At 45.8% G+C, this 14,103-nt stretch carries 12 protein-coding genes and 1 other annotated feature; of the genes, 6 read left to right on the plus strand and 6 right to left on the minus strand.

What is annotated here, in order from left to right; genetic code table 11:
• Positions 1-55: 55 nt before the first annotated feature.
• Positions 56-571: a MogA/MoaB family molybdenum cofactor biosynthesis protein gene (locus tag ACU1JV_RS11805; RefSeq protein WP_413985970.1), complete on the minus strand. Its 516-nt coding sequence runs from the start codon at positions 569-571 to the stop codon at positions 56-58.
• 263 nt (positions 572-834) lie between these two features.
• On the opposite strand from ACU1JV_RS11805, the gene ACU1JV_RS11810 reads away from it, so the two are divergent.
• From ACU1JV_RS11810 to ACU1JV_RS11820, 3 genes are all read left to right on the plus strand, one after another.
• Positions 835-1,164, plus strand: a complete 330-nt coding sequence (locus ACU1JV_RS11810; RefSeq protein WP_016821017.1) for a four-helix bundle copper-binding protein — start codon at positions 835-837, stop codon at positions 1,162-1,164.
• A gap of 77 nt (positions 1,165-1,241) precedes the next feature.
• Positions 1,242-1,500, plus strand: a binding site (T-box leader).
• 59 nt (positions 1,501-1,559) lie between these two features.
• Positions 1,560-3,284: an arginine--tRNA ligase gene (gene argS, locus ACU1JV_RS11815; RefSeq protein WP_413985971.1), complete on the plus strand. Its 1,725-nt coding sequence runs from the start codon at positions 1,560-1,562 to the stop codon at positions 3,282-3,284.
• Between the two features lie 277 nt (positions 3,285-3,561).
• Positions 3,562-4,530 (plus strand): S-layer homology domain-containing protein, encoded by a 969-nt coding sequence (locus tag ACU1JV_RS11820; protein WP_413985972.1) that lies wholly within the window; start codon positions 3,562-3,564, stop codon positions 4,528-4,530.
• Between the two features lie 116 nt (positions 4,531-4,646).
• Here ACU1JV_RS11820 and ACU1JV_RS11825 read toward each other — a convergent pair whose 3' ends face one another.
• Positions 4,647-6,737, minus strand: coding sequence for an ABC transporter ATP-binding protein (locus tag ACU1JV_RS11825; protein WP_058829506.1), 2,091 nt, complete (start codon positions 6,735-6,737; stop codon positions 4,647-4,649).
• Positions 6,737-8,494, minus strand: coding sequence for an ABC transporter ATP-binding protein (locus tag ACU1JV_RS11830; protein ID WP_058829507.1), 1,758 nt, complete (start codon positions 8,492-8,494; stop codon positions 6,737-6,739). The genes ACU1JV_RS11825 and ACU1JV_RS11830 overlap by 1 nt, the downstream gene beginning before the upstream one ends.
• Positions 8,495-9,080: 586 nt before the next feature.
• Here ACU1JV_RS11830 and ACU1JV_RS11835 point away from each other — a divergent pair.
• A complete protein-coding gene (locus ACU1JV_RS11835; protein WP_016821022.1) occupies positions 9,081-9,383 on the plus strand; it encodes a HesB/YadR/YfhF family protein in 303 nt (100 codons plus the stop codon).
• Positions 9,384-9,512: 129 nt separating this feature from the next.
• On the opposite strand, the gene ACU1JV_RS11840 is transcribed toward ACU1JV_RS11835, so the two are convergent.
• From ACU1JV_RS11840 to ACU1JV_RS11850, 3 genes are all read right to left on the minus strand, one after another.
• Positions 9,513-10,025, minus strand: coding sequence for a hypothetical protein (locus ACU1JV_RS11840; protein ID WP_025679796.1), 513 nt, complete (start codon positions 10,023-10,025; stop codon positions 9,513-9,515).
• A 139-nt stretch (positions 10,026-10,164) separates the two neighbouring features.
• Complete coding sequence (locus ACU1JV_RS11845; RefSeq protein WP_013370775.1) at positions 10,165-10,608, minus strand: DUF441 domain-containing protein; 444 nt, start codon at positions 10,606-10,608, stop codon at positions 10,165-10,167.
• Between the two features lie 22 nt (positions 10,609-10,630).
• Entirely contained in the window at positions 10,631-11,602 is a 972-nt protein-coding gene (locus tag ACU1JV_RS11850; protein ID WP_058829509.1) for a YpdA family putative bacillithiol disulfide reductase, read from the minus strand.
• Between the two features lie 261 nt (positions 11,603-11,863).
• On the opposite strand from ACU1JV_RS11850, the gene ACU1JV_RS11855 reads away from it, so the two are divergent.
• Positions 11,864-12,460 carry a DUF2087 domain-containing protein gene (locus ACU1JV_RS11855; protein ID WP_413985973.1) on the plus strand — a complete coding sequence of 199 codons (597 nt, stop codon included), beginning with the start codon at positions 11,864-11,866 and terminating at the stop codon, positions 12,458-12,460.
• A gap of 477 nt (positions 12,461-12,937) precedes the next feature.
• Positions 12,938-14,035, plus strand: coding sequence for a ribosome small subunit-dependent GTPase A (rsgA, locus tag ACU1JV_RS11860; protein WP_413985974.1), 1,098 nt, complete (start codon positions 12,938-12,940; stop codon positions 14,033-14,035).
• Positions 14,036-14,103: the final 68 nt, after the last annotated feature.

Consider the following 14,103-nt stretch of genomic DNA (forward strand, 5'->3'; position numbering starts at 1 on the left):
CACCTCATCTATGTATGGGGTGCCTTTTTTGTATCTGCAATGTGTAAATAGGAGCTTATTTATAAATTTCTCTCATTACATGACGCAGCTCAGGGACAATAATGCGTTCCATTGCCAAACGAACGGCTCCGCGGGAGCCAGGCATAGAAAACACAGCTGTCTGGCCCACAGTGCCCGCTACAGCCCGGCTTAATATAGCTGCTGATCCAATGTCCTCAGCAAAGCTTAAGTAACGGAAGATTTCTCCAAACCCAGGTAGTTCCTTATCCAGTAGAGAGGAGACGGCTTCATATGTAGTATCACGCGGAGAGATGCCAGTACCACCTGTTAAAAGTACAGCCTCGATGTCCTCATGTGCCGCAGCTTCGGCTACCAACAGCCGGATTCCTTCATAGTCGTCCTTGACGATAACATATCGAACAACCTTGTACCCATTCGTTTCTAGTAGTTCCTTGAGCAGTCGTCCCCCAGTATCGGTTTCCATGGTACGTGTATCCGAGACGGTCACGACCATGCAGTTAACCTGTTGCGGAGATTCCTGTCGGTGCTCCTCTACAGATGTTATATTCATTACAATGTTCACTCCTTGATCAGTGGTTAAGCATACTCTTTTTTTACAATAGAGGAATGACAGACTGGATGCAAGTCAGAAACAAAGGCTAAAAAGTTATGTGATTAATATCCTTGCGCTTACACCTTGGAATATAGTACACTTCCTTACATAAGTCGGGATTTTCTGGGTTTATTTTGTTGAAAGCGCGAACATCAAATGATTAATTTCAAGGTTCAGCGGGTAATAGTACAGCAGGATCAACAACTGGGAGGTAATGTATTATGAATCATTCATACCAAAAATGCGTGGATGCTTGCCTGGAATGTATGAACGCTTGCAATGTATGCTATGTAGCAAGTTTGAAGGAATATGATCTAGCTATGCTGCGTGAATGTATTCGAGTGAGTAGGGAATGCGCAGAGATATGTGGGTTTGCTGCTCAAATGTTGCAGCGCGGAACGGATTTTGCCGAGGAAATCTGTGAGCTATGTGCCAAAGCCTGTGAGGTATGTGCTGCTGAATGCAGCAAGCATTCCCATAATCATTGCAAACATTGTGCAGAAGCCTGCCGTCATTGTGTTGAAGCCTGTCGCCAATTGGTGGCAGTGTAATTACATATACAGAACTAGTCCCTGAAGAGGGAATAAAAGGTTGCTTTCTACTAAATAGGTTTGTATAATGGTGGGAATTAACGTCAAGGAACGGGAGAGTAGCAACGGAACCGTATCATTACAGCGAGCCGGAAGAGGTGAAAGCCGGTATGAAATCCGATGTGAAGCGCACCCGGGAGACGGTTGATCCAACGATAAAAGCTTCTAGTAGATCAGCCCGGCAGACACCGTTATTTGTCAATGGAGTGAAATCGCGATTTTGTGTAAGCTAGCTTTAGCTATACAACCGATTTACGAAGAGTGGTACCGCGGGATATCGAAGTTCTCGTCTCTTGATTATATCAAGAGGCGAGGGCTTTTTTTGTTAGATCTTATAAAAAGAAGGAGAGAGGAACATGTTGTTGATGATTGCTACCCAAGCTATTGTAGCTCATACGGGCTTGGAGGAGAAAGAAGTTTTATCTTTATTCGAGGTGCCTCCGCAGCCTGAATGGGGAGATGTGGCGTTTCCCTGTTTTGTGCTGGCTAAAAAATTTCGAAAGTCTCCACAGCATATTGCAATGGAATTGGCAGAGCTAGTAAGCCATGAAGCGGGTCTAACTGCTTCAGCATCGGGTGCCTATGTAAATATTACATTGGATCGATCTGTTCATATTCCACCAATGATTGCTGAATTGAGCAAGGCTGAGTTTCTCAAGCCCAATATCGGATATGGACAGCGAGTAGTGATTGATATGTCTTCGCCCAATATTGCCAAACCATTTGGTATCGGTCATCTTCGCTCTACTGTTATTGGTGCCGCCTTGTATCGCATACTTGGTGAAACCGGATATGTGCCGATTAGTGTGAATCATCTAGGGGATTGGGGGACACAATTTGGCAAGCAAATTGCGGCCTATAAAAGATGGGGCAATGAGGAGCAGCTACAACATGATCCGATCGGGGAATCGTTGAAGCTATATGTCCGTTTTCATCAGGAGGCCGAGCATGATCCGTCTTTGGATGATGAAGGCCGCGAGTGGTTCCGACGTTTGGAGCAGGGGGATACTGAGGCTCAACAACTGTGGGAGTTTTTTGTTGAAGTCAGTCTGGGTGAATTTGACCGTATGTACCAACGTCTTAACATTTCGTTTGACCATGTGTTGGGGGAAAGTTTTTACAATGATAAAATGCAGGCAGTTGTTGCCCAATTAAGAGCAAAAGGACTGCTGGAAGAAAGTGATGGAGCGCTTGTGGTTCGTCTGGAAGACGAGCAACTGCCGCCGTGTCTTATTTTGAAAAAAGATGGGACTACCATTTATCCCACCCGTGATCTGGCAACAGCGATTTATCGTCATGAAGTGATGAAGGCTGATCGCCTGCTGTATGTCGTTGGCGGGGAACAGAAGTTACATTTCCAACAGGTATTTGCGGTGCTGAAGCATGCAGGGGAGACATGGGCAGAGCAATGTGAGCATGTACCGTTTGGTTTAATGCGGTTTGCAGGCAAAAAAATGTCCACAAGACGCGGCAAGGTGGTGAAACTGGAGGAAGTGCTGGATGAAGCTGTAGCGCGTGCTCAAGCCATCATTACGGAGAAAAATCCCAATTTGCTGGAGCAACAGGCAATAGCTGAAGACGTTGGCATCGGAGCGATTATTTTTGGCGATTTAAAAAATAACCGTCTGAATGAAGTGGATTTTTCGTTAGAGGAGGCACTGACCTTTGAAGGTGAGACTGGCCCTTATGTGCAGTATACTCATGCGCGCATACGCAGTCTTTTGGAGAAAGCTCACGCCCGCTCTGATGTTGATTCTAATTCCAGTGACAACGTCCTTGCCCAAGACGGGCATTCTCCTGATTTGAATATCGTTTCGGATGAAATGCTGGGTGACGCAGGCTGGGCGCTGCTTAAGCAGTTGGATCGCTATCACGGACAGCTAATACGTGCTGCTAGGCAACTGGAACCTTCGGTTATTGCGAGATTTGCATTAGATACAGCACAAGCGTTCAACCGTTTTTATGCTAAGGAAAGGATTGTCGATGGTGGACAGTGGCGCATTCAGTTGGCGGAACAGACTGCGGATATGCTGGCAAGTACACTGCGACTTCTTGGACTGAAAGCTCCTAATCGGATGTAAGCTACCACAAGTGGGTATTTTTGTTAGGTACACTGCTGCTTTTGCTAGCTAAATTACTGCGAGTCAGCTCTTTTTCTCTAAAAGGTGCTGCAAAAGGAAAACTGTCATAGACACTTTTGGGTTTGCATGGATATGGTGAGCGGAAAAGAGCAAGACGGGTTACACTAATAGCTAAGGTATTCCATTGTTTTGCAACCAATTTGTGCATATTTGAAACATTTGATGGTTTTATTGCGTCCGTAAGTATAGAAGCAAAGTAAACATGGAGGTGTATCTCATGATTAAAAATAAAAGCGTGGCAGCTGCGCTGCTTGTCGTCTGTTCATTGGCTGTGGCTACGTCGGCTTCTGCTTTTCGAGATATAAAGGGAGCTGAGCAGGAGAAGATCGTAAGTTCACTTCAGAATAAAGGAATTATTCAAGGGATAACCAAAGATAAGTTTGCACCAGATCAAACACTCACGTATGCACAAGGAGTACACTTGGTTGTTCGTGCGATGGATTTTCAGGTTATGCCTGATTTCACCACGGGCTCCTTTGCAAACATTCCGGCTTCCGCATGGTATGCCGATTCCTATCGGATTGCAGTCCAGCACCAAATCCCTCTGTCACCGGATATTGATCCGAGCACCCGTATGACAAGGGAACAATTCGCGAATATTCTGTACAAAGCCGTGAGTGCAACAGGTGAATATCCTACGGTTCGTATGTTCATTAATGTAGCAGATGGCAAAAAATTAGACCAAGAGTCGAACGAAGCAGTGCAATTTCTCCTGTTGACCAAAATTGCAAAATTGGACAAAGAAAGCAACTTTAACCCGGATCGTAAAGTAACACGGATGGAGGCAGCAGAAATGGTCTACCATGCATCCGAGTTTGTACAAAGTTATAAACCGGTGCAAGCCACTCCGGAAAATCCAGCTGAGCCTGTAGATCCGGTTCAACAAACTAATATTAGTATGAGCATAGAGAAGGCGAATGACCAACAGAACAAAGTGACCATCACCCGTCTGCAGGCACCTAATCCAGGTTACCGCATTGAAGTGGATCACATCGACTACGTAGATGATACGAATGCAGTCATTTACTACAAGCTGACTAGTCCAAAACCAGGGGAAATGAATATTCAAGTCATTACGGATACCCACACCAGTACATTGGTAGACAGTAAGTATAAGGTTACGCTCAAAGCAGTCGATGGAACCGTGCTTCCGCCCACAGGAACAGGCACGTCTGTAGCTAAATAAAACTTTAAGCCATATGTCAATATATAAAATAAAGCCAGCGAGTTCCCCCCATAAGAATGGAGACCGCTGGCTTTTTCTTGCTAAATGTTAATTGTAAGCCCAAGCTCTAGTATTATTTAAGCTTTAAATGCGACTTTGCCTGTAAGCAAGTCATTTTGCACAGGATGTGTAGCTGAGGAAGACGCAGATTCTGCTGCAACCGTTCCTGACTGGAGTTGATACATTTGGAAGTAACGTCCGCCTTGGGCCATAAGCTCGTCATGGCTACCCCGTTCAACAATTTCACCCCGATGCAGCACCAAAATTTGGTCTGCACTACGAATGGTGGACAAACGGTGGGCAATGATAAAGGTCGTACGTCCCTTTTTGAGCACCTCAAGAGCAGATTGAATGAGTGCTTCCGTTTCGGTATCAATGTTGGCGGTAGCTTCATCCAGAATTAAAATGGCAGGATCAAAGGCTAACGCGCGAGCAAACGAAATAAGCTGGCGTTGCCCGGCGGATAAGGTACTGCCTTTTTCAATAACAGGCTCATCAAATCCTTGGGGCAAATGGGCTAACAGTTTGTCGGCTCCAACGTCATGCAGCGCTTTATTCACCTGTTCTCTCGTAATTCTGCTGTCGCCGAGACTGACATTAGAGGCTACCGTACCTGTGAACAAATATGGATCTTGAAGAACAATACCCATATGATGGCGAAGCCATTGCTTAGGAATATTTTTGACAGGCGTTCCGTCAATGGTGATCGACCCTTTTTGCGGATCATAGAACCGGAATAGCAGGTTGATAATCGAACTCTTACCTGATCCGGTATGCCCGACAAGGGCAACCGTTTGACCAGGCTGTGCTGTAAAGGAAATATGCTTAAGCACATCATCCTTTTTGTAGGCAAAGGAAACGTCGTTAAATTCTACCTGGCCTTTGTAACGCGGCATAGTACCGTCTGTCACTGGCTCTCCAGTTTCGTCCATCAATTCAAATACACGTCCTGAGGATACGATGGAAGTATCCAGTACGGCGAGCTGGTTGACCATACCCGTAATAGGTTGGAACAATCGACCCAACACATCGACGAAGGCATACAATACCCCTAATGATATCGCACTACCTGTAGTGCCAAGCGCTGCAGATCCAAAATACCACAACACGACAGCGAAGGCGAGGTTTCTCAATACGTTGACCAAATTATGCGAAGTAAAAGCGTTCAAATTCAGCATTTTATTCTGATGCTTCATATAGTCATCATTCAACTCTTCAAACTCTTGCTGTGTTTGTTTCTGATGCCGGAATACGCGAATAATGGACATCCCCTGAATGGATTCATTGATAATCGCATTAATCTCACTGAGTCTGGACCGAATGATCGTGTTATAGCGAGTTGCAACCTTGCGGTACAATATGATCCATAAGATCAGTAACGGTACAATAAATAGAGAGATCAGACCCAGTCTGAAGTCCAGTAAAAAGAGTGCAACATATACCCCTATCATCGTTACAATCCCTGAAGTGAAGTTGGAGAGTACAGCCACAAACAAATCTTTGACTGCCTCCGTGTCATTCGTAACACGGGATACGACCTTGCCTGCGGGTAAGTTATCAAAAAAGTAAACTGGCAAGCGCTGAATGTGTGCGTAGAGATCAAGTCGAAGCTTCTGAATGACCTTGTTCGCCGAGGATTGCAGCCAGTATGTTTTGCCGAATTCGGCAAAAATCGAAACGACCAAAAAGAAGCAATACCACCCAATCAGCTGAAAGATGCCGGGCATTTCTGGTTTATAAAAGCTATACAGCTCATCAGCGGTTAAAGCCTTGGCTTTGTAATGAAAGGTGTCGGAGCTGCGTGTCACGGTCAACGTACCGTTCGTAAAGGATCGGTTACCATCCGCTACTTGGACAGAGCCATCGACAAATACAAAAGATTTGCCAACTTGTAAAATCCTCGCTTCGCGCCCTTTGGCCTCCCCGGCTTCAAAGCGATCTTCACGTTTAAAATGGGTTCCAGCATAACTTACAGCGCCGTCCACACTAGTCGTCTCATAAAATGGTTTTTCAATAGCGAGCATATGGTCGTCAATCATCGTTTTGGCGATGAAGGGACCGGCCAGCTCGGCGGCTACTCCAATAGCCAAGGCGATAAGAGCGGCAATAAAACCCGCTTTGCTCGTCAGTGCATACTGGAACAGTCTTTTGCCGATATTGGGTTTCATTAGGATACCTCCCCTGAGGTCAGATCAGATTCCACTTGTTGCCGTTCATATTGTTGTCGGTACCATCCGTCAGCCTGAAGCAGCTCGTTGTGGGTTCCTTCCTCAATAATGCGTCCTTGCTCCAGCACGACGATCCGGTCTGCATGCTCTACAGCCGATAGACGGTGAGTGGAGATCAAGGTTGTTTTACCCGAGCGCTTATGCCGGATATTGTCAATAATACGTGCTTCCGTGCGAGCATCTACTGCTGACAGTGCATCGTCGAGCACTAGAACATCTGGATCACCGATAAAGGCGCGCGCAAGCGAAACACGCTGCTTCTGACCGCCGGACAGGGCGATGCCTTTTTCTCCGACCAGTGTATCCAGCCCATCGGACAGGGTACCCAAATCTTGGTCAAAGGCAGCCGTACGGATCGCTTCCATGATGTCGCCATCATCTGCCCCGGGCTTCCCGAACTGAATGTTCTCGCGCACCGATTTGGAGAACAAGATTTGTTCTTGCGGCACGTAGCCAATCCAGCTGTGTAATTGTTCTACTGCAATGTCCTCCAGCCGGGTGCCGGAAATTAAAATATCACCACTGCCAGTCGGATATTCATGCAATAGCTGTTTGAGCAAAGTGGATTTCCCGCTGCCTGTTCGACCAACGACACCTAGTGTTTCTCCGCGTTTGAGCTCCAGGTTCACATGTGACAGATTGTCAACAGTGGAGGTAGGATAACGGAAAGTCACGTCTTTCATGGTGATGGATTCGGGACGATCCACTGGAACAGGTTGAGCTACATTCTGAACGTCTGGCTGGACATCGAGAGTTTCATTGACCCGGTCCAGAGAAGCGCTACCGCGCTGCATAATGTTAATTAGCTCGCCAATAGCAAACATCGGCCAAATCATCATTCCTAGATACATGTTAAAAGATACTAGTTCGCCTAGCGTGATATCGTTATGAAATACCAGATAAATACCATACCCGAGACCGATAACGTAGCTAAGTCCTACACATAAACGGATCGTTGGTTCAAAGAGAGCATCCATCCGGGCAACTGCCAAGTTTTTACGGAACACATCCTCAGTAATATCGGCAAAACGTTTTTCGTCCATTCGTTCTTGCACATAAGCTCGAATGACACGGATACCTGCCACCGACTCCAACACTTGGTCGTTCATATCGCCAAATGCATCCTGTGCCAGTGTGTAACGCTCATGTACGGCTTTACCGTAAATACTCATGGCCAGCGCAATAAAAGGAAGGGGCAGAATGGCCGCCAGTGTTAGCTTCCAGCTAATCAGGGTGCCCATGGCAACCAATACAACGGTAAGGTAGACAGTGGAGTCTGTTAATGTCAACATACCGAAGCCTGCTGTACTTGCTACAGAGCGAAGGTCGTTCGTGGCACGAGCCATCAGATCACCTGTACGATTGCGTTCAAAAAATGGAGGGGTCATCCGCAGCAAATGATTCATAAAACGTGTACGCAATAGGCGCTCCACCAGATTAGCACCACCAAACAGCTTGTGCATCCATATGTACGTAATGTAGTAGATGATGGCAAGAATCCCTATGATGTACAAAATATAACGCCAAAGCGAGGACCAGGAAATCGAACCACGTACAATCTCATCAATGGCGCTGCCTAGCAGCCGAGGTGGAGCGAGCTCCAAAACGCCAACCGCAATCAGCAAAAACAATCCAATGGAGTATCGGCTTCGTTCTCTTTTAAAAAACCAGCCTAAATTTTTGAGTACTGAAAACAAGAGGAATCCCATCCTTTCATGTCAAGTTCATTCGAGAGTTGTGTACCATTTTGAAGAAACAACAGCGGCTTGCTGCCATAAGTATAATTCGGCAACAGGCGCAAAAAAGGCATACCGTCCGCAGACGATATGCCTTAAATCTCAATATCATATGGCGCGCAGGTATTCTCAGCATACTCGCCACTGAAAAACTGCTTAAACGCAGGCAGCCACTCGTATTAAACCATACAACAGGAATGGCCCAATTCTGAAGGATGCGACAGGGGAGATGCTCCGGTATGAAGTTGTTGTGTTTGTAGATGTGGGTGAAATACAATCATAAATTTTAGCACCGGAAACACTCCTTTCTTTCTCAAAATGGGTTCATTCTTACATGAGTTATCGTTCAAATTGGTAATAAATTTCAAAATGGATCTCGTATGGTTGAATCTTAACACCCTCTTTTGCGAATTGTCAAACCTTTTTCAAAAAAATGTATATGACTTGTCCAGGAAGCCGCATGGGGAGAGACGGTTGGTCGTTATTTCAAAAGATGCTATGATATAATTGCCAAGACGTCATTTGTACAAGGAGATGAGCATAACGCATGAGCATACAGGTAACTGAACCTGCGGCACAGTGGTACATTAAGGAGCTTGGTTTGAATCGTGGAGATTCCATCCGTTTTTTTGTTCGCTATAGTTCCGGCGGTGGGTTGCATCCAGGCTTTTCTCTGGGAATTGCCGTAGAGCCTCCGCAGCACCCCGCATTACAGCATGAAGCGGCTGGCATTACGTTTTATATGGAGGATCAGGATTACTGGTATCTGAAAGGCCATCATCTGGAAGTGAAGTATTTGGAGGAACATGACGACATTATTTACACCTATGAAAAAGATGAACAAGCTTAATGCCTCCACGTTAAAAATAGCGTGCCAGTAATGGTTTATGGACATGAAAAGCGGCGGAGTATCGTGTGGCAGGAGATGAACCTGCACATGATACTCCGCCGCTTTATTGTGGTTAGGGCAGGTTGTATGTTAAGGGTTGTTAAACATCGGACCATCGACTGCAAAATCAAAATCATCAATATCGTACACATGTACAGGTACGGAAGCTTCGATAATGCGGTGGATCCAGTCCAATTGATCAGTCAGGATGGGTAATGCTTCACGCTGAGCTGTCAACACCAGTTCGGTTTCAATCGGATCAAAATATTCTCCGTAATGCGCCGTATCAACTGCATTAATGACAATGAGTGATGTATTGGCATCGAATAGGATCGGCAAGCTTTTCGCCCAAGGCATCTGAAGGGCACGTCGAATTTTTTTCTGATTCAACGGTTCTTCAAAATAACTGATCAGTTCACTTACCTTTTGCTTCACATGTTGATCGTCCATAGGGTTATCCATGAGAGGCTCTGTGCTGTCCTGGAATTCGTACAGCTCTAGCAGTGATGTGTAGGGCACTATATATTCCACAGGGGCGGGAGATGTAAGTAACTGGCCGTATATAGCCACCATTACAGCTTCCGTTACAAATTGTCGAGACATCGGTCAAGCCTCCTGCATTTACCAAATTATGCGATATGAGTATAACACAAAGCGGGACTGAATTCAGCCAGATATGCAGATTGCTATCATTCATTTGTATATTTGTTGAACGGCTCTTTTCAATCCTGTGTCCAAAAATTTAGGAGCGACCGATTAATAAAGAGAGCAGCCCGGCAGCAATCAGAGGTCCAACCGGAACCCCTTTAAAGAAGGCAACGCCAATGACGGTCCCAATCAGTAGACCTGTCACAATAATAGGCTGTCCGGACATCAGAGTTACTCCGCGGCCGCCAAGGTAGGCTACCAGAATTCCGATACCAATCGCGAGCAGGGACTTCCAGTGCAGGAAGGACTCTGTCACCTGATTGATGCTGATTTTACCGCTGGCTAGCGGGGTCATGACCCCAATCGTCAAAATAATTATTCCGATCGTTAGGCCATACTTTTCAAGCCAGGGGAAAGCAGTATGAAAGCTGGTTACCCGCAGCAGTAGTAGTACAACCATAGCAATCGTCACGGTTGAGTTGCCACTGATAATTCCAAGGCCGGCTAGTACCAGTAAGATAAGTGAGCTGTAATCCATTCAGTTGTTCTCCTTCGATCGTTTAACCTTGGATATGTTCGGCGATTTGACGCCCGTGCCAGCGACCTGTTTCAATAAACACTTCATTGGCATTGCTGCCTGAAGCGATGACCCCGGCGACATATATACCTGGGATGTTAGTTTCCATCGTGGCTGGATTAAATTCAGGTTTGTCCAGATCCTCAGCCATGTGGACGCCGACAGACTCCAGTAGTTTTCGTTCTGGGTGAAATCCTGTTAGTGCCAGTACAAAATCGTTTTCGAGCTGGAACGCTTCTGTGTTCATCGGAGTAACGATGACATGGTCTGGATGAATTTCGGTAATGCGTGCGCCTAAGTGCAGCGTGATCTTCCCTTTTTGTACCATACTGTCGAACAATGGACGAACCCACGGTTTGATATATGGGGACAACTCATTACGACGATAAACCATATCAATCGTAGCCCCGACCCGCACCAATTCCATTGCTGCATCTACCGCAGAGTTACTGCCGCCGATGACTGCGACCCGGGTTCCTGTATAGGGATGGGCTTCGCTGAAATAGTGAGTGACTTTATCCAATTGTTCCCCAGGAATACCCAAATAGTTCGGATGATCAAAATATCCCGTAGCCACTACGACATAGCGTGTCGAATAGCTCTTGGTTATTTCCCGTTTGTTTAGGGTATGTACGGTAAATGTACCGTCTTCCTGCCGTTGAATGGATTGAGCCTCCTCATAATGCTGAATGTCCAGGTTATAATGTGAGGCTACTTTGCGATAGTACGCTAGTGCTTCATGACGAAAAGGCTTGTCATTGGGAGTGCTGAACGGAACATCACCGATTTCCAATAGTTCGGCGGTGCTAAAAAACTGCATATTTGTCGGATACAGAAAAATGGAGTGAACGATGTTGCTTTTTTCAATAATGATCGTTCGCAAACCTCTGCGGCTGCATTCGATTGCAGCGGATAGTCCGCAAGGTCCGCCACCGATAATGATTACGTCGTGCATTTGGATGAACCTCCAGTTATATTGGTTTATTTCGTCAAACGGATCTCAGAATTGATGCAAATAGCTCAGTATGTGAGAAGTTTTCAAATAATAATCCTACCGTAATGTGTGCATAATATCCAGCCGTATTCAGAAAGAGATAATGTGAGGGAAGAATTGACAGACGATTTTAACATACATATAATTAGATGAATATCTATTTAGATTAAGCGAATTCGCTTGCTTAGCAAACCTGTAGTAGTGAAAAGAGGTGCAGTTACAATGCAACTAGATAAAATGGTCAATTATCATAAAGCACTTGCGGACCCGACACGTATGCGAATATTACTCCTTTTATCCCGTGGGGAAATGCATGGCCAAGCTTTGGCGAAAAAGCTGAACCTATCACAGCCTACAGTTACGCATCATGCTTCCAAACTCCGTGAGGTTGGGTTAATTAAGGAACGACGTGATAAAAACACGGTGTATTTTACACTGAATCCAGAGCTGATTCGGCAGCATGCCGAGGCGACTGTGCGTTTTATCTTTGAAAAAGGAGAGGGAGAGGAAGATATGTCCGAACTGAATGAAACGTTGGAAGCAACGGTTTTACGCAATTTTTTTGCCAAGGATGGCAAGTTACGTCAAATTCCTGCCCAGTATAAGAAAAAATTGATCGTACTTCAGATGCTCGCCGAAAAGCTGGAGCCAGGCCGCATCTATCCTGAACGTGAACTAAACGAATGGATCAAGCAATACCATGAGGATTTTGCAACGATTCGGCGTGAACTGATCATGCATCAGTTTATGTACAGAGAGCGGGAAATGTACGAATTAAATCCGCGTGAAAGGTGGACACGATGGGATCAAGTACGTTAAACGAAACTTGAAATAGTTTAAAATGTTTGAAATCAGCCTTGACAGACAATTGATGGACTTGTATGATAAAGGAAATTTTAGGAGGAGGCGATGTTATATGCGTATGAACATGAATGGATGGGTTCAGCAGCAGAATGACTTGTCTCCCGCACGGACGATGCACGGCTAAAGACTGTATAGATCTATAGTCTTAGCTCAGCAGTTGGTTGGACAGTAGAACCAACGAAATCCGCAGGGAGTGATTCCCTGCGGATTTTTTTATGGTCAAGTGTTTTGTTATCCGTTTGTTGGTTTTGGGAGTGGTCTATGTAAGACTGCTTGCATATGTGAACGAACGGATCACATCGCCTGAACTGTATACCCTCCGCAGGGGTTTCCCTGCGGATTTTTTGCGTTGTTTGCTTGCGGAGAGAAAATGTACACCTATCGAGTAACGTTACATCCAGAAAAATTAAACATAATTTCAGGAGGAAAATAATGAGTATACACGATTACGGTTGGTCTGATTACTGGAACGGTTTTTGGGACCAATGGAAGCAAAGCTATGAGGAAAGAGCAGGAAACACGCAGATACGTCCTGCCCGCTTGATTGCCGATTATGGGCAAAAGGTGAAGCTTATTACGATGGATGGGGAACGCTGGGGAGCTGCTTCAGGTAAGCTAAGGCATGCTATGGTTGATCCAGCGGAAATGCCAGCTGTAGGGGATTGGGTGGCCATCACCACGTCGGACGAAGTATCGGATGCAGTAATCCATGCTGTCTTGCCACGCAAAAGCCAAATATCTAGACAGGCCGCGGGCTTTGAGACGAAAGAGCAACTCATCGCAACCAATGTAGATACGCTTTTTCTTGTTAATGCGTTGAATCATGATTTTAATATGCGCAGATTAGAACGGTATTTAATAATGGCCTGGAATAGCGGCGTAAACCCGGTTGTCGTGTTGAGTAAGAGTGACCTTTCTGACGATGTCGAACAGCGGGTTGCAGAAGCGGAGGGAGTTGCTCCTGGAGTACCTGTTATCGTTATTTCTGCTTTGCAGAACGAAGGCAGAGAGCAGCTGGAAGCGTTTCTTCAACCTGGCTGTACGGTTGCTTTGACTGGCTCTTCTGGTAGTGGCAAATCCACAATAGTGAACTGGCTTTCCGAAGCAGAAGTTCAACTGACACAGGATGTGAGGGAGGAAGACAGCCGAGGCAGGCATACAACCACACACCGACAGCTTTTTCCCATTGCAAAGCAAGCTGTTTTGCTGGATACACCCGGGATGCGCGAGCTTAATCTGTGGGATGATTCCAAGGGTGTAGCTCATACCTTTGCCGATATTATGGAAACCGCGCAGCAATGTCGTTTTGCCGATTGTAAGCATAGGGGAGAAGCTGGCTGTGCGGTGGAGGAAGCTATCCAAAAAGGGGAATTATCAGAATCTAGAGTGAACAATTATCGTAAGATGCAGCGGGAACTAGAGTATCAGGCACGCAAGGAAGCAGACCGACGTAGAAAGGATAGCCGTTCAAGTACAACTCCGGGCCGTAAGGATCAGCGAAGCGGTTGGCGACGTGATGTGGAGTGGTAAGCCGAGCTGTTTTGTAACATCATTTGTAGAAATATAAGAAAATCTATGTGGTAGTCGGCATATGGTGT

Source organism: Paenibacillus sp. T2-29 (assembly GCF_052921365.1).

Bases quoted from the DNA above. Each gene is read 5' to 3' on its own strand.
- ACU1JV_RS11805 (WP_413985970.1), bottom strand. From the start codon at position 571: ATGAATATAACATCTGTAGAGGAGCACCGACAGGAATCTCCGCAACAG.
- ACU1JV_RS11810 (WP_016821017.1), top strand. From the start codon at position 835: ATGAATCATTCATACCAAAAATGCGTGGATGCTTGCCTGGAATGTATG.
- argS (WP_413985971.1), top strand. From the start codon at position 1,560: ATGTTGTTGATGATTGCTACCCAAGCTATTGTAGCTCATACGGGCTTG.
- ACU1JV_RS11820 (WP_413985972.1), top strand. From the start codon at position 3,562: ATGATTAAAAATAAAAGCGTGGCAGCTGCGCTGCTTGTCGTCTGTTCA.
- ACU1JV_RS11825 (WP_058829506.1), bottom strand. From the start codon at position 6,737: ATGAAACCCAATATCGGCAAAAGACTGTTCCAGTATGCACTGACGAGC.
- ACU1JV_RS11835 (WP_016821022.1), top strand. From the start codon at position 9,081: ATGAGCATACAGGTAACTGAACCTGCGGCACAGTGGTACATTAAGGAG.
- ACU1JV_RS11840 (WP_025679796.1), bottom strand. From the start codon at position 10,025: ATGTCTCGACAATTTGTAACGGAAGCTGTAATGGTGGCTATATACGGC.
- ACU1JV_RS11845 (WP_013370775.1), bottom strand. From the start codon at position 10,608: ATGGATTACAGCTCACTTATCTTACTGGTACTAGCCGGCCTTGGAATT.
- ACU1JV_RS11850 (WP_058829509.1), bottom strand. From the start codon at position 11,602: ATGCACGACGTAATCATTATCGGTGGCGGACCTTGCGGACTATCCGCT.
- ACU1JV_RS11855 (WP_413985973.1), top strand. From the start codon at position 11,864: ATGCAACTAGATAAAATGGTCAATTATCATAAAGCACTTGCGGACCCG.
- rsgA (WP_413985974.1), top strand. From the start codon at position 12,938: ATGAGTATACACGATTACGGTTGGTCTGATTACTGGAACGGTTTTTGG.